The 18,291-nt window shown below is 45.7% G+C and carries 16 protein-coding genes and 1 pseudogene; 6 read left to right on the forward strand and 11 right to left on the reverse strand.

All coding sequences use genetic code 11. The annotated features are described in order from the left end of the window. The 3 genes from C7B77_RS06890 to C7B77_RS06900 all read right to left on the reverse strand — a co-directional run. Window positions 1-518, reverse strand: a 518-nt coding sequence (locus C7B77_RS06890; protein ID WP_146138216.1) for a DUF1361 domain-containing protein, incomplete at its 3' end; no start/stop codon positions are given. Window positions 519-556: 38 nt separating this feature from the next. Beyond that, a complete protein-coding gene (locus tag C7B77_RS06895; RefSeq protein ID WP_106301950.1) occupies window positions 557-1,240 on the reverse strand; it encodes an HAD family hydrolase in 684 nt (227 codons plus the stop codon). Between the two features lie 215 nt (window positions 1,241-1,455). Next, window positions 1,456-2,883 carry a phospholipase D-like domain-containing protein gene (locus C7B77_RS06900; protein ID WP_106301973.1) on the reverse strand — a complete coding sequence of 476 codons (1,428 nt, stop codon included), beginning with the start codon at window positions 2,881-2,883 and terminating at the stop codon, window positions 1,456-1,458. 402 nt (window positions 2,884-3,285) lie between these two features. Between C7B77_RS06900 and C7B77_RS06905 the strand changes: the two genes are divergently transcribed. From C7B77_RS06905 to C7B77_RS06915, 3 genes are all read left to right on the forward strand, one after another. Then, window positions 3,286-3,666 (forward strand): DUF7682 family zinc-binding protein, encoded by a 381-nt coding sequence (locus C7B77_RS06905; protein ID WP_015162158.1) that lies wholly within the window; start codon window positions 3,286-3,288, stop codon window positions 3,664-3,666. Window positions 3,667-3,794: 128 nt separating this feature from the next. Further along, the gene (locus tag C7B77_RS06910) at window positions 3,795-4,964 is read left to right on the forward strand and encodes a cysteine desulfurase family protein (RefSeq protein ID WP_106301953.1); all 1,170 of its coding nucleotides are present in this window, start codon (window positions 3,795-3,797) and stop codon (window positions 4,962-4,964) included. 179 nt (window positions 4,965-5,143) lie between these two features. After that, window positions 5,144-5,749, forward strand: coding sequence for a Uma2 family endonuclease (locus tag C7B77_RS06915; RefSeq protein WP_106301975.1), 606 nt, complete (start codon window positions 5,144-5,146; stop codon window positions 5,747-5,749). 106 nt (window positions 5,750-5,855) lie between these two features. Here C7B77_RS06915 and C7B77_RS06920 read toward each other — a convergent pair whose 3' ends face one another. The 6 genes from C7B77_RS06920 to C7B77_RS31010 all read right to left on the reverse strand — a co-directional run bounded on the left by C7B77_RS06920 (window position 5,856) and on the right by C7B77_RS31010 (window position 11,936). Beyond that, window positions 5,856-6,998: an SAM-dependent methyltransferase gene (locus C7B77_RS06920; RefSeq protein ID WP_106301956.1), complete on the reverse strand. Its 1,143-nt coding sequence runs from the start codon at window positions 6,996-6,998 to the stop codon at window positions 5,856-5,858. Window positions 6,999-7,342: 344 nt separating this feature from the next. Further along, window positions 7,343-8,158 carry a DUF6816 family protein gene (locus tag C7B77_RS06925; protein WP_245894095.1) on the reverse strand — a complete coding sequence of 272 codons (816 nt, stop codon included), beginning with the start codon at window positions 8,156-8,158 and terminating at the stop codon, window positions 7,343-7,345. Window positions 8,159-8,292: 134 nt separating this feature from the next. Further along, window positions 8,293-9,513 carry an MDR family MFS transporter gene (locus C7B77_RS06930; protein WP_106301958.1) on the reverse strand — a complete coding sequence of 407 codons (1,221 nt, stop codon included), beginning with the start codon at window positions 9,511-9,513 and terminating at the stop codon, window positions 8,293-8,295. A 136-nt stretch (window positions 9,514-9,649) separates the two neighbouring features. Continuing rightward, a complete protein-coding gene (locus tag C7B77_RS31005) occupies window positions 9,650-10,975 on the reverse strand; it encodes a septal ring lytic transglycosylase RlpA family protein (protein ID WP_245894096.1) in 1,326 nt (441 codons plus the stop codon). Window positions 10,976-11,280: 305 nt separating this feature from the next. Beyond that, window positions 11,281-11,439 carry a hypothetical protein gene (locus C7B77_RS29695; RefSeq protein ID WP_181243739.1) on the reverse strand — a complete coding sequence of 53 codons (159 nt, stop codon included), beginning with the start codon at window positions 11,437-11,439 and terminating at the stop codon, window positions 11,281-11,283. A 38-nt stretch (window positions 11,440-11,477) separates the two neighbouring features. Then, a complete protein-coding gene (locus C7B77_RS31010; protein WP_425430816.1) occupies window positions 11,478-11,936 on the reverse strand; it encodes a septal ring lytic transglycosylase RlpA family protein in 459 nt (152 codons plus the stop codon). 603 nt (window positions 11,937-12,539) lie between these two features. Between C7B77_RS31010 and purM the strand changes: the two genes are divergently transcribed. After that, complete coding sequence (gene purM / locus C7B77_RS06945; protein WP_106301964.1) at window positions 12,540-13,568, forward strand: phosphoribosylformylglycinamidine cyclo-ligase; 1,029 nt, start codon at window positions 12,540-12,542, stop codon at window positions 13,566-13,568. 173 nt (window positions 13,569-13,741) lie between these two features. On the opposite strand, the gene aroC is transcribed toward purM, so the two are convergent. Further along, the gene (aroC, locus tag C7B77_RS06950; protein WP_106301967.1) at window positions 13,742-14,830 is read right to left on the reverse strand and encodes a chorismate synthase; all 1,089 of its coding nucleotides are present in this window, start codon (window positions 14,828-14,830) and stop codon (window positions 13,742-13,744) included. A gap of 138 nt (window positions 14,831-14,968) precedes the next feature. On the opposite strand from aroC, the gene nei reads away from it, so the two are divergent. Then, the gene (gene nei, locus C7B77_RS06955; RefSeq protein WP_106301969.1) at window positions 14,969-15,790 is read left to right on the forward strand and encodes an endonuclease VIII; all 822 of its coding nucleotides are present in this window, start codon (window positions 14,969-14,971) and stop codon (window positions 15,788-15,790) included. Window positions 15,791-16,058: 268 nt separating this feature from the next. Here nei and C7B77_RS29130 read toward each other — a convergent pair. Continuing rightward, window positions 16,059-16,160: pseudogene (locus C7B77_RS29130) on the reverse strand (chorismate synthase); the annotation flags it as partial. A 274-nt stretch (window positions 16,161-16,434) separates the two neighbouring features. Here C7B77_RS29130 and C7B77_RS06960 point away from each other — a divergent pair. Then, window positions 16,435-18,267 carry an NAD(P)H-quinone oxidoreductase subunit F gene (locus tag C7B77_RS06960; RefSeq protein WP_106301971.1) on the forward strand — a complete coding sequence of 611 codons (1,833 nt, stop codon included), beginning with the start codon at window positions 16,435-16,437 and terminating at the stop codon, window positions 18,265-18,267. Window positions 18,268-18,291: the final 24 nt, after the last annotated feature.

Below are 18,291 nucleotides of genomic sequence, written 5' to 3' on the forward strand. Positions count from 1 at the left end.
ATATAAATTGGTACGATGACTAAAGTAATCGTCCAGGCTGAAGCAATCGTGCGAACTGCATCGTAAAAATGGATGATATCGGTCAGAATATATGGAGCATTTGGTAGAATTACCACAAATAGAAATAAGCCGATCCACCAAAAAATTGACTGCTTGCGCTCTCGCGGATCTCGCAGCCGTCGATCGAGAATAAGTAATATAGCGATCGCGCCAAGTGCAATCGCTATAAAAACCAGTCTGACGCCCCATACAGAGAGTACAATTCTTTCTAAAGCTACAAGTAAATTTCCATCATTGTATTTTTTAATACCGACAATAAAACTTAAGCCCAATAAAATATAAGTACTCCAGCAAAATACTCGCGATCGAGATTTGTAGAATAAGAAAAAGCTCAAAGTCAACGGCACTAGTGCGAGAAAAGTATTCCACGCAATTCGACCGATATCATCAGCAATTACCTGAATGAGTGGATCTTTCCAACTAGAAAGCTGAGACAAGATCTGATAGTTTAAAGTCATTAGCTATAATTTGATAATAATTTAAGCAAAACTACTATTTAGGTAGAGAGTACAGACATAATTTCGCTGATATCCAGATAGTGTGGGAAGACAGATCGTGCCCCAGTTGCAAGTAAATCTACAGCTCGTTTTCCCGTTCCAATTCCGATGAAATTATAATTTAATTGTTTTGATGCGATTCCATCCCAGACGCCATCCCCAAGATAAGTAACTGTTTCAAACTGCGACTGTCGGTAAAATTCGAGCGATCGTCGATAGGCGCATTTCATGATTTCTACCCGTGCGCGAGCATCATCAGAATAAGCTATCGGTGAAATTATGCCATCTAGTCCAGTTTGTTGAAGCTTATAGTCTGCTGTTTGTTTCCAAGCACCAGTTGCCATCGAGAGCGCGTAGTTAGAATCTAGACTCAACCGCTCTAAAATTTCTCTAGCTCCAGCGATCGATTGTAGCGATTTTTGGCTGACAGCAAGGACTAATAATTCTAAGAATCGGCATTGATAATCGTCAATCTCGATCTCTGTCGGTACGCGCCCTAATTCTACCTGACAAAGCGTTTGTAAAATACCTGCATCCGTAACGTGCGGATAATTACCCCAATTTCGATCGATATTATCGAGATCGAAGCCAAACACATCAACTAATGCTTGTAAATAACACTGGGAGTCTACCGGATTACTGTCAACTAAAGTGCCATCTAAGTCGAACATAATTAGGTGCATCTGGTTTAGGTGTTAGGGATTAGGCTTTAGGCTTTAGGCTTTAGGCAGAGGAAATCTAGCGGCTCAGGTAGAAGAACGTCAGTACAGCTTATTCCATTGTGTGGATTGAAGGATACTTTAAGCTAAATTTGGCCTTAATTATATTCTTTCACCCGATCGATAGTCTCAATCGCCATCTCAAAATCACGATCCACCGAAAACCTAAAGCCTAAAACCTATCCACACCGCTCACTCTTCAGCCGTGCTGGAAGTCCGACAACCACACCTTCATAAAGTCGAGCGAATTCCCGATCGAAATGTGCGGCCACGGTAGGATTATTTTGAATCACTAATAAAGTTTCATCATTACTATAATTGGCGGCATTCGACCAATTATGCGAACCCGTAATCACAGTATGTCGATCGATTATCGCAAATTTATGATGGAGTAAATCGCCAGTCGGTAAAGTCGGTACGCCAATCGTTGCCAATGGCTGCGCGCTAGTTGTTGCAGCTTGACATATATTTTGGCCATCTACACCCATGAGTGTCAAACCCGAACTATACTCCCGATAGGCAAACTGTCGATCGATCGCGCCCCGTACCTTCACCCCTCGCTGCGACTGAGCTTGCAAAATACTCGCCAATCCCGGCTCGGAAAAGACAAATAAGGCTAAATCTACTTGCTGCGTGCCACTACCGAGCCACTTCCCGATCGTACCACTACTACTATCTGCCCATGCCTGTTGCTTAGAAGTCGGCGAAAATTGCACCGAGACACGCGTCGTGCCGACTGATACTTCAAATGGTAACCGAGCGGGTTTGCGTGCCTTAAATTGGCTGCTGGGATTGTTAGGGGTGCCATCGCCCCACATCAGGTTAAATTCATTCGTAAATACTGTGGCTAATTCGCTACTTTCGAGCTGCACCAGATTATTTTGATTGCCCTCGCTCTCTGGGTATCGAAAATCGCCATAAACATCGCTCATCGTCCAATTTGCCGACGTCACCACCACTTTACGTCCATCTACCACCATAAATTTGTGGTGCATCAAGCCACTACCCTTAGAACCATCCGCAGTATCATCGAGGATGGCAATCTTGGCATTGCGGAGGATCGCGAGGGCATCTCGCTGATTTATCTCTTCTTGCGAAAGAGTCCCATTACCATCGATGTCTACTAATTTCTGAAATTCTCGATATCGATCGCGCGATCTCGCTGGCAAAGCCTCGATCTCGGCAGCAGTCAATTCACTCAAACTCCGACTATAATTGTGTTCTAGAATGATGCGTACCTTAATTCCGGCTTGCGATTTTGCAGCTAGAGCTTGAGCGATATTGGGTAATTGAAACTCTTGTACTGCAATATCGATTTGCGATTGGGCAGACTCGATCGCCGTAATTAATTTCACCGCCAAATCTACGCCCTGCCTAGTTTTTTGGCGATAAGGTTCGGTAAACTCTACCGCTCGATCGTGATTAAAATAGACTTCGATCGACCCATCTTGAGATAATGGTGGTAAATTTGGCTGCACTCTCGATTGAGAACGAAACCAAAACCAATATCCAGAAAAAATGGCAACACCGACGCTCCCAAGAGCTAAACTATATAAAAGAGAGGAGTGAGATGTGCCTTCGGCACTGCTAGAATGTCGAAATTTCAAAGGAAAAATCAAAAATAATGAATGATAAACTATGAATTAATAGCTCGCAACTATTAATGCAGCAATGACGATCGGGACTCTTCATATTTGAGACGCACTGAAATCATTGTATCATTTGTGACTTGACTATTGTCGGCGATCTCCCAATTGTTAGTACTAAACTTCTACAACTAGAGCGCGTTACTCAGCTAATTAGCTCAGCTAAGCAGAGCGCATCTCTATATAGAACCTTAGTGCCAATCGATCGATATCGACGATAATGCTTACTAACAGGGGATCTCCAGCGGTCTTCACCGCACTAGATCGGTAGTATCAACATCATTGTTTAAATTTCCATGCAGGTAATTTGTAACTGCTTACTTACCATTTTTATTATTTACATTAGACATCGAGGTACATTATATGAGCAGACGCAGAAAAATGTTTCAATGCGGTCATAAAGGCTACGGACAGATCTGCCATCGCTGTCTCCAAGAGGAGGTCGGCGAAAATGAAAAGAAAGAAAAAAAACGAAGTTGGCACGATAGTTTTGCTTTCGATCCCATCGACCTAAAAAGCTTGCCATCTCATGTGGTTTTAAAAGCTAGAAATATTATTAACGGATTACAAGATCGCAGGAATTATCGAGAGTTTGGCGGCAAAAGGCTGCGTCACAATCGGTTGGTAATTAGTATTCCTGTGACTCGTAACTACCGAATGCTCTGCTTTGAGGAAGATGGCGTTCTTCAACCAAAAGAAGTGCTATCGCATGAAGATTATAATATCTGTAAGCCAGGTAGCTAAACATTAGCTCCGATCCTTAAATCGATTGTCGAGCGGAAGATTCATAGTTCAGCTCGACAATCTTCATCCATAATTTCTAAATCAATAGCAGATTAATTGTGACTAAAAATAATTATTTATCGTAGGCTATGCAGATTTATCTAGACCATAGTGCGACAACTCCAACTCGAACTGAAGCGATCGCGGCTATGCACCGAGTTATTACTTCCGAATGGGGCAACCCTTCAAGTATTCATCAATGGGGCGAGCGCGCATCAACAGCGATCGAACAAGCGAGATTTCAAGTAGCAGCATTAATTAATGCCAACCCCGACGCGATCGCCTTTGGTTCTGGGGGTACTGAAGCTAATAATCAAGCAATTATGGGGGTGGCAAATCGCTACGATACCCCCCAACATTTAATTATTTCGAGCGTCGAACATTCATCGATTAGCGCGCCAGTTCAGTGGTTAGAAAGTAGAGGCTGGCAAGTAACTAGATTGCCAGTCGATCGCGCTGGACGCATCGATCCCCACGATCTCGCTACCGCAATCCGCCCGAATACCGTATTGGTATCGATTATTTACGCTCAAAGTGAAGTCGGCACCATTCAACCGATCGCCGAATTAGCGGCGATTTGCCGCCAGCACCAAGTTTGCTTCCATACCGATGCCGTCCAAGCTGCTGGTAAAATCGCGATCGACGTCCAGAAACTGGGGATCGATTTACTCTCGCTCTCTAGTCATAAATTATATGGCCCCCAAGGTGCAGGCGCACTCTATATTCGTCCTGGTTTAGAACTAGTGCCCCTCCTCGCTGGTGGCGGACAAGAAATGGGCTGGAGATCTGGGACTCAAGCCGTCCCGCAAATCGCAGGCTTTGGCGTCGCCGCAGAATTAGCTAGCGAAGAATTAGCTCTCGAACATTACCGATTAATGGGTTTGCGCGATCGATTATTCGAGCTACTGTCAGATTGTCCGCTGCTGGTTCCTACTGGCGATCTCCAGCACCGCCTCCCCCATCACCTCAGCTTTTGTCTCCAGATCCCGCGCTGTCATTCCCAAGAACCCGTTACAGGTAAAACGATCGTCAGACAACTCAATCTTGCTGGCATCGGCATCAGTTCGGGAGCAGCTTGTGCTAGTGGCAAACTTACGCCCAGTCCCATCTTATTGGCGATGAGATACAGTCAAACCGAATCAGTCGGCGGAATTCGCCTGACGCTGGGTAGAAGCACCACCCTCGCCGATATCGAGTGGACGGCATTGGTACTCAAGCAAATTCTCGATCGACTCACTCCAAAATTAGTGTGTGTCTAATAAATTAAATACTAGAATCCGACAGCAAAGGCAGATCGCTATCGATTCGATCGCAGCTTAATGGTTTGTGTGGATGGATCTGGAGTTGCCCAACTGTCGATCTAGAACCAAAAGATCTGTCTTGCCAGTGCTAAGATCGGGGTGGCATAATCTAGCTCCCACAAATGTTTGGAGGTTTTATGACAATCGCTACTGCACCAACTACAGATCCTCAACCATTGCTACTGGACGTAAGCGATACAACTCTAACTGTTACACCAGAACAGTTTGATGTTCTTTGTATCAATAATCCCGACTTACGCCTCGAACTGACTCCGAATCGAGAATTGATTGTTATGGCTCCAGCAGGCGGCGAAAGTAGCGAACGCAATGCTGATTTAGTTATTGATGTTGGTATTTGGAACCGACAAACCAATCTGGGTAGAGTATTCGATTCATCAGGTGGCTATGACTTTACCGCATTTGGCGGCGGAAAACCATCACCAGATGTTTCTTGGATCGAGAAATCTCGACTAGAGGGAGTGAATATTGTCAGATTTATTCCCGTAGTGCCTGATTTTGTCATAGAACTCCGCTCTGCTAGCGACAACTTGAAGCCATTGCAGGAAAAAATGCTGGAATTTCAACGGGTTGGAGTACGATTGGGATTGCTTATAGACCCAAAAAATCAGCAGGTGGAAATATATCGACCCGGACGAGAACCGGAAATACTAGAGTCACCTACTGAGATCGATTGTGGTGAAGTGATGCCAGGTTTCGTACTGAGTACGAGCAGAATTTGGTAAGGCAAAATATCTGGGCAGGTTGTTTCGATCTGGCGACAATTAATCCACTCCGCTCTGAGTGTGTAGACACGGTAGGGATTGGGGGTGAGGGCAAGGTTAGTGGGTTTTACAAACCGGATTTGGTATGAGTCAAAAGATATTGGCCATTGCCGTTATACTCACCATCACAAGTCGCAAAAGCCGTACCCATTAACAAGAGATAAAACCGCCAGATCCGCCGAAATTTAGCATAGTCCATGCCATAGTCTAGGAGCTTGACACTAGCTTGTGCGTCATCAAATCGCTGCAACCAGGCAGTAAAAGTCTGATGGTAATTCATCCCATTAACGTACCAGCGATCGAGCGTTTGGAGATCGCGATCGTGACTGGGAATCGCATCATAATTCCAATAGCGACCGTGGGGGAAAATATACTTATGAGTAAAGCCCGATGACATATGATTGGGGATGCGGGCGGTAATCAAGTGGATGAATACTTTACCATTGCTTTCGAGTAGAGATGCGAGCTTTTGCAACGCATTGGTGAGATTGCCAATATGACAAAAAACACCGATCGAGAGAATTTTGTCAAACTTGTCGGCAAAATCTACCTCGTTGAGATCGCCTTCAATCAGTGTAAATCTTTCCCCACTCAAATGGCTCTGAGGATCTTGCATTTTGTGTCGCATATACTCGCACTGATGGTGACTCAAATTCACCCCCGTAAAGCGAACATTGGGAAATTTGGACATAATATAGTTCGGCACACAACCCCAACCGCAACCAAAATCTAAAATGCGATCGCCATCGACAATTTCTAGCTGTTCGATAACGCGATCGATCATCTGGATTTGAGCCGACTGTAAATCTGTGGCTCCATTCTCCCACAAGCCCATACTATATTTAGGATAAATTGTCGGCCAATCCCCTAACATTTGATTGAGCATTGCTTGAGGTAAGTCGTACTGCACCTGCATCAGTTCGCGTGCAGATTCCGCCAATCGATCTGATTCATCTAACACCCACTCATAGGGAGCCAGCAATCCAGGTGCATGTTTGAACAAAATTGGCATCGATGCGTGCATCATCGATCGAAATACCGAATCGGGAATTTCTAAGCCATGAATATAAGCTTCTGCCAATCCCATTTGTGTCGCATTCAGAGCTTCCGCCAGCACTCGTGTCGTCTTGTAGCCGATCGAATTTTTGGCTCGATTTCCCTCGCTCGGAATATCTCGTAAAGTAACTGGCAATAGATGTTCGGAAGTCATGACGATCGCTCCTGTGCATCGAAGATTACGCTACCAACAGCCAGTCCAGTATCTTGTTTATGTAAAAAGTTTGGTTAGCTATCGATCGACATTGAAGCAAATTGATGTGAGGAACTTGTGAGTTTAAGATTTAAAACATAAATCTTTACTCCTAAGAAATACTATAGCTATCTGATTTGGTACGTTACGATCCGATCTTCTATAGGTATCTGATTTGGTGCGTTACGCTAGCGCGATAGCGGCGCACTCTAAGCCGGAGGTTCCCTCCGGCTTAGAGTGCGACAAGACAACACACCCTACAATCTTATTACTGTGGTTATCTCGATCGAAAATCGATTTTGGTATTATAGCTGTGTGTCGATCGCTGGTATCAAATTTAATTGATATTTATACAAAGCTACCGCACGCCCGCGAGTGCGAAAATAATCGGGATCTTGGGGCGAAAGATAAATTGCCGAGATTTGGGTGGCGGTAATTTTGGGAGTCGGCGTTGCAGAATATTGATAACTAGTTGTCGTTTCGACAGTATTGAGATAAATAGTCGCACTCGTCCGAAAAACTTGCTGTGAGAGTTCGGTCGCAATAAACCGATCTGGTGCGGGAATTTCACGATCGAATCCAGTCACAAAGGCTTCTAATTGGCGGTCTTGAGTGAGTTGGGTAATCTGTTTGGTCGGATTTTGTGGATCGATTTTTACTGATTTGACATTAGCTGCACCTAAATAAGCAGCGGCAATATTCAAGCCATTAAATGCGCGATCGGCGACGATCTGGGGTGAGGGTAGGTTAGATGGCAATTTGGGCAAGTTGAGCGGCGAAAATTTGACGTTTCTATTGGGATTTGTCGGGATAAATTGGACTTTAAATTCGATCGATTTATCGATATATTGCCGATTGCTCTCAAATCCTGGTGTAACTATTACTGGTGCCAACGGTGCGATTTGTTCGAGTAGAGTACTCGTGGCACGCCAACGCCCCCGAAACCACTCAGGATAGGTCAATTCGCCTTCTGAGCGTGCCAGATTCGATCGGGCATCCCAATTTGGGTATTGAGCCAATCTGTCGCTTAATGGCCCAGCTAGCGCACTCTGAGAACCACACCATAAAATAACGATCGCACAGATCCCCGTTAAAATTTTGCCCAATAAACTATTTATCATTCGATCGCAACTCAGGGGAAACTCATCATCTCAAAATAACACCAATCGATCGCATGTAACTATTACTAGGAGGCACAAATTAGGTTACTAGTTCACAACTCCCAACTCCCAACTCCCAACTCCCAACTCCCAACTCAATCAGCCCGATCGATCCCCGAGACTAATCTTTCTAACCAGGCTAAAATCGCCCACACAACAGGCACCGTAGCCGCTAAACCCAGCCAGAAATTATGGGCAAATTGGGGCGATCGATCGAGTGCCCAGCCGCCTAATGGTGGGCCGATGGCATAACCTGCGGCCCAACATAACGAATTAATCGAGGTATAAACACCGCGTAGAGAAGATGGAGCCAAATCGGCAATCAGTGCGGATGCAGTTGGCGTGTAAGCAACAATTGCTAAGGCAAATAATCCTAATCCCAAACTCGCCCATACCAATTGGTAACTCGCACTTGTGCCAGTCATGGTTATACAACCAAAACCTAATACCCAAAAGCCGCCCGAAATCATTAACGATCGAGCTTGGCTGAATTTTGCGAGTAATTTGAGCATGGGGAGCTGAGAGGCGATCGTCATTAGCAAATGACCTGTAAATAGCGTACTAATGATTTGCGGACTGAAGCCACGGGCATCTGCTTGAGGTACGAATTGACTAAAATAGAGCGGCAGTGTCGATTGAGTTTGCGAAATATAAATAGTCAAAATAATATTGACGGTGACATACACTAATAAGCGTCGATCGCGTAATGCTCTACTGTAACCGCTAAAAAATCTTACCGCTGTTTTTGGGGCTTGTAATGTCTCTTTAATCCCCAGGGCGAGCGTCAAGAAAAAACAGCAAAATGAAACTCCATCGACAATAAATAAAACTCGATACGCGCCAGTCGAGCTAATCAACAATCCCCCAGCAATAATCCCCAATCCCATGCCGACATTATCGGCCAATCGGGTAATCGCGTAAGCAAATCTTCTCCCTTCACCATCGGTTAAATCGGCGACGATCGCTTCATTGGCAGGCCAATATAAACCCAGTCCCAAACCTTGCACTAAACAGCCAACAACCAACATAGGCAGATTGTTAGTTGCGGCAAATATAAAACAGGCTAGTGCCAAAACTAGCGTCGATAATAACAAAACTGGTTTGCGACCCCAGCGATCGGCATAAGTACCGCTAATCAGCCGTCCCGCTACCCCCGAAATCGAGGCACTACCCAAGGCTAAACCGACCGATGTGGCTGAAAGTCCCACCTGTTGCACGAAAAAAATCGGGGCGTAAAAGATGGTAAATCCGCTCCCGATTTCTGACAGTAATCGACCCATCGCGAGGATCCAAATCTGTCGAGGTAATTGTGGCATACGAATTGAAGGTCGGGGAAAATCGGAATTGGTGATACATATCTATGTTTACACACAAACTCCGACTCGATCTGTCTGTCCCCATTAATGGCGATATCTACCGTCCATCAACTATCAACTATCAACTATCAACTATTTACTCTGATTCCAAAACTTCCATTTTTACTCGACCTACTCCTTGGCTTTTGAGACCGATTACTTCAGCCGCACCAGCAGAGATATCGATCGATCGATGACGATGAAATGGCCCGCGATCGTTGATCCGCACGACGACGACTTTACCAGTGGAGAGGTTAGTAACTCGCACTTTAGTACCAAAAGGCAATGTCCGGTGTGCTGCTGTCAAACCACGAGGATTGTATCTTTCTCCACTAGCAGTTTTGGAACCAGCTTCACTGCCATACCATGATGCTTGGCCGATTTGGGTAGAGACAATTTTCTCTAGTGCGGGTTGAACGGCAGGTGGCTCGATTTTTACGATTGTTGGAGTTGGATCCGACGTCGATGGCAATCGATCGGGAGATTGAGTAGACGATTGAGTGGGAATAGTTGCCTGTTTGGGACGCTCGACGGGGATGGCGATACTCGGCTCGGGAGCGACAATCGTATCGTCTATTTGCGCGATTGCGGTGGCGACAATCTGTTTGGGATGGTCGCTTTCAAAGATAAATACAGGCAATCCCGCTTCAAAGCTAGGAATTTCTGGCGAGCGGTGCAGTTGCTCGGCACGTACCGAATCGGTAGCGGCGACTATTGGTGCTATTTGGGATGCAGGGATCGCGCTGGTGCGATCGCTAGGAACGGGATTTAGGGCTTCCCATGAGTCTCTCGCCTGTGGGATATCTGCCACATCAGCCTGAGCGGCGATCGAATTATTAATTACCGTCGGCTGCGATTTATCGCTACGCACGATCTCAATCGGCTGGCTGACTGCCCGAGTGGTAAAAGATTTAACTGCTTGATGTTTGAGTGCTGGCCACTTCATCTGTGGAAGGGGAGCTACCGCGTTTACCCGAGCAGTTGATGAATCACTGAGGTCTGGACTTGAAAAGATTGCCGCAGTAGATCGGGAATTCGGGTTAAAAAGTGGAATTGGAGACGAAGTTTGGTTTTTTACTGGTTCTGTCGCCAGATTTTTGGTAGGAAGGCTAGTTAGCTTCTTAACGTCAGACTGTCGATCGCGAATCGAAATTTTTGACTTCTTAGCAGCAAGTGACTTAACGGTCGGTAGTTTGCTTACCTGGGGCACCACTCGAATTTTAGCGGGAACTGCTGTCTCTGTTTCGAGTTCGGTTACTGTCAGTGGTGTAATTATCGGTAGCGATTGCGGTGATAGTGGTGAGTAGTTATCTCCAGATTCGCCAGCAGGGGCTGAGAGAGTTTTGGCACAAACGTTAGCAACAGGTGCTATTACCGCAGTCAGAACGAGCGTAGTCAGACAAGTCCAACGATGTTGATTCATAGTCGTTCAAGGAGAAACAATATTCGGGGCAAAGCGATATTAAGTCATACAAGTCTAATTCCAGCGATTTGTTATCGGCTGTCGCCGACCGAATGGGTCGTCGATCGCCCAATCTAGGCTCGGCCTCAATGAGGCTAATCCATCCAGTTCGCGAAAATCGGACATCAGTGATGCGGTCGTCTGGCCGTTCGCGTCGCGTTCCGTAGGAAATCGACTTTACCTACTTCGATAGTGGGCAAGCGTTACGGCTTTTGTTACCAAATTTAACCACTTTGTATGTTAATAGTTTACCCCCAGAATCGCCCTTACTCTCTATAAATGGCATCAAATCCTGTCAGGGAGCCAATATAATCATTTGACTCGCAAGTTGTCGATGCTGGTGGAGCTAGCTTATGGGGGTGGGGTTTGAGATCGATCGAGTTTTGACCTTGGAATACTACCACAAAAATGTGAATTAAGGACAATGACTCGATCGGATTGACTGTTGCCGATGGGCAACTATTTAGCGATTGCGACGACCTTGACGACGACCATCACCAATGCTTAAAACTTCCATGCGAACTTGACCGACACCAGTTCTGTTCAAACCGATCGCACGAGCTGCTGCAACCGAAAGGTCGATAATTCTGCCACCAATGAAGGGGCCGCGATCGTTGATACGAACTACTACCGAACGTCCGTTGTTGCTAGTGACCCGAACTCTGGTGCCGAAAGGTAACGAGCGGTGAGCGGCAGTAAGACCACTTGGATTGTATACTTCGCCATTTGCAGTTAATGGGCCACCTTCGCCTGGGCCAGTGCCATAGAAAGAAGCTTGACCGACGGATTGTGCAATTAGTTGTTTGGACTCGACAGAAACTTTGGGTTGAGTGGAGTTGACTGATGGTGTAGCAGAGGCTGCTGTAGCTAAACTCAGTGTTGCGACGAGAGCAGTTAATCCAGTCAAAGTTTGGTAATTCATAAGCCTATTGTGAAACGTTTTATCTTTGAGATTTAGCTTTGGATTCTTCATAAATGTGGGAAGAATCTGCCAGTTACTAGCTCATACTTGTTCCGTATTCACCTCGGTGTGAGGAACGTTGGGTCTACCATAACACGAAGTTTTTTTCAAATTGATTGCCCTAAATCCTTGACAAATGTACTTTTATATGCTCCGATAAATTAACATTTTAGCGTTCAAACCCGAAGCGATCCCCACCCAACAAAGCTTTGAGTCAGACGATCTCTACGATTTTTTAATCAGGAAAAATAATATGTTACATTTTTTTGCATCCATTATTTAAATGTTTATTAGGTCGAAATTGGGTTGACAGGTTTTAAAAATCGGCAGCTTTTTATTAAAAATTTGTTAAGTCGATATTTACCTCGATCGAACTGTAAATCCAAAAACTAGCTCTGAGTTCTTAATGCAGCGATTTACATAACCTTAGCTAATAACATTAATAAGCATCTCAAATATCTAAGAACAGCTCCAAATCCCAACTTCCCACTCCCAACCTACTGAATTTGCCCTGTGCAAAGCGATCGCGGTAAAATACCCGTGCCGATCGTGTACGGGTGAGCTATGGATTATCAACAAGCAGGTGTCGATGTTGTGGCGGGGAGAGCGTTTGTCGAAAACATCAAAAACCTCGTCCACAGCACGCACCGTTCGGGAGTTTTAGGTGGTTTAGGCGGTTTTAGCGGCTGGTTTGAACTGCCGACAGGATATCAGCAACCAGTATTAGTATCGGGTACCGATGGAGTGGGTACCAAGCTCAAAATCGCTCAGGAATTAGACAATCATGCTTCCATCGGCATCGATTTAGTCGCCATGTGCGTCAATGATATTCTGACTTGCGGTGCCGAGCCACTCTATTTCCTCGATTATTTAGCAACTGGCAAACTCAATTCCACCCAACTGACTCAAGTAGTCGCTGGCATTGCCGATGGCTGTCGTCAAGCTGGTTGTGCCTTATTAGGTGGCGAGACAGCAGAGATGCCCGGATTTTATCAATCGGGTGAATACGATCTGGCTGGCTTTGCCGTTGGAATTGCCGAAAAGAGTAAACTGATCGACGGCTCCAAAATTCAGATCGGCGATGTCGCGATCGGGTTAGCCAGTAGCGGTATACATAGTAATGGTTATAGTCTGGTGCGGAAAATCGTCAGCGATGGCGGCTATCGGTGGGAGGATACGCCTAGCAGCTTGGCGGGCAAAAATCTGGGAGACGTGTACCTCACACCCACTCAGATATATGTGAAGCCGATTTTAGCGGCGATCGAGCAGCAATTAGTCATTCATGGGATGGCACATATTACAGGCGGTGGTTTGCCCGAAAACTTACCCCGCTGTCTGAGTGCCAATCATTCGATCGAAATCGATCTCCAAAGTTGGCAAATTCCCCCCGCCTTTCAATGGCTAGCCGAAGCCGGAAATGTGGCACCTGTGGATATGTTCAATACTTTTAATATGGGCATCGGCTACGTCGTCATTGTCCCCGCAACGGCTGTCGATGACTCGATCGCCTTTTTTAAGTCACAACAAATCCAAGCTTACGCGATCGGTACCGTAGTCGCAGGCGATCGATCGTTGATTGGAATACCTGAGTAGATGGTTGGATGAGTAATGGGTAATGGGTAATGGGTAATGGGTAATGGGTAATGGGTAATGAGCAGCGTCGCTGCCTTGTTAATTAGCAAAAAGACGATCGAAATCTTATCCTTTCCCCTTTCCCCTTTCCCCTTCTACCTAAAGCCTAAAGCCTAAAGCCTAAAGCCTAAAGCCTAAACCACTTTACACTGACCGTAATACCGCAATAAATGGTCGCACAATACCAACGATACCATCGCCTCAACCATCGGTACCGCGCGAGGTAGAACGCAAGGATCGTGTCTGCCTTTAGCGGCTAACGTCGTCTCTTCCCCACTTTGGGTAACCGTGTTCTGTTCCTTGCGAATCGTCGCTGTGGGTTTAAAGGCTACCCGAATGATGATATTTTCGCCATTAGATATTCCGCCTTGAGTACCGCCAGAGCGATTGGTGCGCGTCCGAATTTCGCCATCCTCGTCGGTGTAAAATTCGTCATTATGCTCGCTCCCAGTCATCAGCGTGCCAGCAAATCCCGAACCGATTTCAAAACCTTTAGTTGCGGGGAGCGACATTACACCTTTAGCGATATCTGCTTCTAACCTGTCAAATACTGGAATACCCAAACCTTTAGGCACATTCCGCACGACGCATTCTACCACGCCGCCGATCGAGTCGCCCTCTCTGCCGATCGCTTCAATGCGATCGATCATTCGATCCGCACATGTTAGATCGGGACAGCGCACGATATTACTCTCTACCTGCTCCATCGTCACCAGATCGGTATTGACAGTCGCTTCGATGTCCTGAATCTTCTTGACATAGCCGATAACTTCGACATTATTAACTATATGTAGAATTTTTTTGGCGATCGCACCTGCGGCTACTCTGCCAATCGTTTCCCGCGCTGAAGATCTGCCACCACCTTGCCAATTCCGAATTCCATATTTGGCATCATACGTCGCATCCGCATGAGACGGGCGATAAGTCTGCACCATCTCGCTGTAATCTTGAGACCTGGCATCTTTATTTCGCACCAAAATACTAATCGGCGTCCCCGTAGTCTTACCTTCAAACACCCCAGACAAAATTTCGCAGGTATCAGTCTCCTTGCGGGGTGTAGTAATTTTACTCTGTCCGGGACGCCGCCTGTCGAGTTCGACCTGAATTTCGGCTTCGCTAATCTCAACCAATGGGGGACATCCATCGATGACGACACCTACCCCACCCCCATGGGATTCGCCATAGGTCGTAATTCTAAATAAATGCCCAAAGGTGTTTCCCATCTTGCTCGATCGATCTGATGTTGTTAGTTACCAGTTTATCAGGCATGGCAGAAGAGATTCGAGCCTGGATCTGAAAGATAGTGCCAAATGCTAAGATCGGCATAGTGCCTTGGAATAAAACTAGAGTGCAACAACACCATGCCTGAAGGCCCAGAAATTAAGTTAGCTGCCGATAAGATTGCGAAAGATATTGTCGAGCGATCCCTCACAGAAGTCTCCTTTGCCTTCGCCCATCTTAAATGTTTTGAAGCCGAACTCACTGCTGCTCGCATTGTCTCTGTTACTCCCAAGGGCAAAGCCCTGCTGACTCGCTTCAGTAACCAGCTCACTATTTATAGTCACAATCAGCTTTATGGCGTTTGGTACAGTCGGCGCGCCTACGATTATCCAACCACCAATCGACAGTTGCGCTTGGCCATTCATACCGAAAAGCGATCGGCACTTCTCTACAGTGCTTCAGATATTGACGTATTAGACGACGATCGAATCGCCACCCATCCTTTTTTACAAAAACTCGGCCCTGATGTTTTAGAAGCTACCACAACAGTTGAAATGGTGCTAGATCGGCTTCAAAGCAAAACCTTCAATCGCAAAGGATTTCCCTCGCTGCTACTAAATCAGCATTTTTTGGGTGGATTGGGCAACTACTTACGCAGCGAAGTTTTATTTGTAGCTGGAATTCATCCCACCTTAAGACCAGTGGATTGTTCGATCGACAAACTCCAGAAACTAGCCACCGCCCTGCTCGAACTCCCACGTCAATCCTACGCCACCAAGGGTATTACAAACAGCTTGGCGATCGTCGATCGACTCAAACGAAGCGGCCAAACCCGCCGTCAATACCGCCACTGGGTCTTCGGTCGTCAAGATTGCCTTTGTTACCTCTGCCACACCGAAATTCTCAAAGATACCCTTGGCGGACGACGAGTTTATTTTTGTCCTAGCTGTCAAGCTAAATAGTATTAAGTGCAGAATGCTAAGATCGGGATAGTTCTCTGGAGCTACATAACGGGGATAAATATCGGCATCGGCAAGCAGATTGCCATCAGCAGTTAGTGTATGAGTAGTATCCGTCCATATCTCGACGATATTAGCCGCAATGAGTCGATCGAATAACGCCCGAAATCGCTCTTCTTTTGGCGAGATATAACAAGTTCCTCGATCGACACATGTATCGAACATCCGCCGCGTTGTCAATCTCCCACCGACTCCTCTAGACTTTATTCATCGATTCGCTAATCTCGACTAATGGGGGACATCCATCGATGACGACACATACCCTACTCCCATGAGATTGGCCATAGGTCGTAATTCTAAATAAATGCCCCAGCGCGCCCGATTTGAGACTCACGTTAAGTTAGAATCCCCGTGCCCTACACAATATAAACTCGATCCCCACCCCAGACTACTAGATTAAGGGTTCGTCAATAGATTAAAATCTAACTTAAAAATAGATCGATCTCAATACATAGTATACATCAGGAAAACTTAGCTTGAATATTGAGCAAAACTCTATGTTAGACCTATCTTTTGGAGAAGTTTTCGATTATTCTTTGGTATAGAGATACAAAAGATTTAAATCATTATTTTATAGAGTAAACTCTATGTATGAGATAGTTATCCAAACGGCATGGTTAATTCCGTGCTACCCACTCGTCGGAGCCATCTTGGCACTGCCTTGGTCTTTGGGCTGGTCGGGGGAACTCGGAACTAGACCAGCAGGTTATGTGAATATTCTGATGGCGGGGATCGCCTTCGTTCACGCAGTTGTAGCCTTAGCAATTGGGTGGGACTTGCCCCCACAAGAAATTAGTTATAGTTGGCTGCATACTAGCACCCTAGATATTAGTTTTCCGATCGCGGTTTCGACGATTACGTTGACGGCGGCTAGCGTCGTCGCGGGCATCAATTTTGTCTCGCAAATCTATAGCGTGGGCTATCTAGAGATGGATTGGAGCTGGGCGCGCTTCTTCTCACTGATGAATTGTTTCGGTGCGGGGATTTGCGGTTTGGTGCTATCAAATTCGCTATTTTTCACTTATGTGTTCCTCGAATTACTGACCCTGGCGACTTACTTATTAGTCGGCTTTTGGTTTGCGCAATCTTTGGTAATTACTGGCGCGCGAGATGCTTTTTGGACGAAGCGCGTGGGCGATATTATCCTGCTGATGGGGGTAATTGCGATTTATCCGATCGCTGGAACGTGGAACTTTAGTGAGTTAGCAACTTGGTCGCAAACGGCGCAATTAGACCCGACAGTAGCCTTATTACTCGGTTTAGCCCTCAGCGCAGGGCCGTTGGGTAAATGCGCTCAGATTCCCTTCCAGCTATGGCTGGATGAAGCGATGGAAGCACCAATTCCTGCAACGGTATTGCGGAATGCGGTCGTTGTTGGAGCTGGTGCGTTTGTGTTGATTAAACTAGCTCCAGTGATTTCGCTATCACCAATTTTATTAACTACCCTGATAATTTTAGGTGTATCTACGGCTATTTGTTGTTCGTTAATCGCGATCGCCCAGATCGATATGAAACGGGTACTTTCTTATACATTGAGTGCTTATATCGGTCTAGTATTTATCGCGATCGGCACCCAAAATTTAGACTCAGCTAGATTTATTCTGTTCAATGAATCCTTTGGGATGGCATTGTTATATATGGGTATTGGTGCGATTATTTGGACGAATGTTACTCAAGATTTAACGCAGTTAGGTGGCTTATGGTCGCGCCGTCCTTTTACAGGGGCTGCACTCTTAGTAGCGATCGCCTCTTTTATTGCGTTACCGCCTTTGGGTGGATTTTGGGGCTTTTTACAATTAATCGATGGTCTCTGGTTAGAGCAACCTTGGTTAGTGGGCGTAATTTTAATTGTAAATACGCTGACAGCCTTTAGCTTGACTCGATTATTCTGTATGATTTTCTTAGGTAAAGTCAAACCGATGAGTGAACGATCGGTAGAGCCGTTTTGGTTGATTAGTTTACCTGTAATTACTACTGCTGTTTTTATCTGTCATCTGCCAATTATTTTGCGAAATCTCGATCTGTTGCCCAGTTGGGGAGCTTTAGATACTATGTTTGCACCGCTATTAGTATGGTCGAGTATTTCGGGAATTGCGATCGCTACAGTAATTTATAGTGTCGATGCGATCCCCAAACCTGTGAAGTTACCAATGCCTGCGATTCAAAACTTTTTTGCATATGATTTCTACGTCCAACGTTTTTATCAACTGACAATCGTCTTGTTGGTCGCTACTAGCGCGCGGATAACTAATTGGTTCGATCGATATGTTGTCGATGGATTCGTTAACTTTATTGGTTTGGGGACATTATTTGGCGGACAAACGCTCAAATATACAACTTCGGGACAATCGCAGTTTTATGTTCTAGTTGCTTTTACGGGAATTATCCTCGTCGGCTTGATGATGGGATTATTTGTCTAAGCAATTGGTAATTATCTTTATTAC

Source organism: Chamaesiphon polymorphus CCALA 037 (genome assembly GCF_003003845.1).
Lineage (GTDB): Bacteria > Cyanobacteriota > Cyanobacteriia > Cyanobacteriales > Chamaesiphonaceae > Chamaesiphon > Chamaesiphon polymorphus.

Bases quoted from the DNA above. Each gene is read 5' to 3' on its own strand.
- C7B77_RS31010 (WP_425430816.1), bottom strand. From the start codon at position 11,936: ATGAATTACCAAACTTTGACTGGATTAACTGCTCTCGTCGCAACACTG.
- nei (WP_106301969.1), top strand. From the start codon at position 14,969: ATGCCTGAAGGCCCAGAAATTAAGTTAGCTGCCGATAAGATTGCGAAA.
- C7B77_RS06915 (WP_106301975.1), top strand. From the start codon at position 5,144: ATGACAATCGCTACTGCACCAACTACAGATCCTCAACCATTGCTACTG.
- C7B77_RS06910 (WP_106301953.1), top strand. From the start codon at position 3,795: ATGCAGATTTATCTAGACCATAGTGCGACAACTCCAACTCGAACTGAA.
- C7B77_RS06895 (WP_106301950.1), bottom strand. From the start codon at position 1,240: ATGCACCTAATTATGTTCGACTTAGATGGCACTTTAGTTGACAGTAAT.
- C7B77_RS06960 (WP_106301971.1), top strand. From the start codon at position 16,435: ATGTATGAGATAGTTATCCAAACGGCATGGTTAATTCCGTGCTACCCA.
- C7B77_RS06920 (WP_106301956.1), bottom strand. From the start codon at position 6,998: ATGACTTCCGAACATCTATTGCCAGTTACTTTACGAGATATTCCGAGC.
- purM (WP_106301964.1), top strand. From the start codon at position 12,540: ATGGATTATCAACAAGCAGGTGTCGATGTTGTGGCGGGGAGAGCGTTT.
- C7B77_RS06905 (WP_015162158.1), top strand. From the start codon at position 3,286: ATGAGCAGACGCAGAAAAATGTTTCAATGCGGTCATAAAGGCTACGGA.
- C7B77_RS06925 (WP_245894095.1), bottom strand. From the start codon at position 8,158: ATGATAAATAGTTTATTGGGCAAAATTTTAACGGGGATCTGTGCGATC.
- aroC (WP_106301967.1), bottom strand. From the start codon at position 14,830: ATGGGAAACACCTTTGGGCATTTATTTAGAATTACGACCTATGGCGAA.
- C7B77_RS06930 (WP_106301958.1), bottom strand. From the start codon at position 9,513: ATGCCACAATTACCTCGACAGATTTGGATCCTCGCGATGGGTCGATTA.
- C7B77_RS31005 (WP_245894096.1), bottom strand. From the start codon at position 10,975: ATGAATCAACATCGTTGGACTTGTCTGACTACGCTCGTTCTGACTGCG.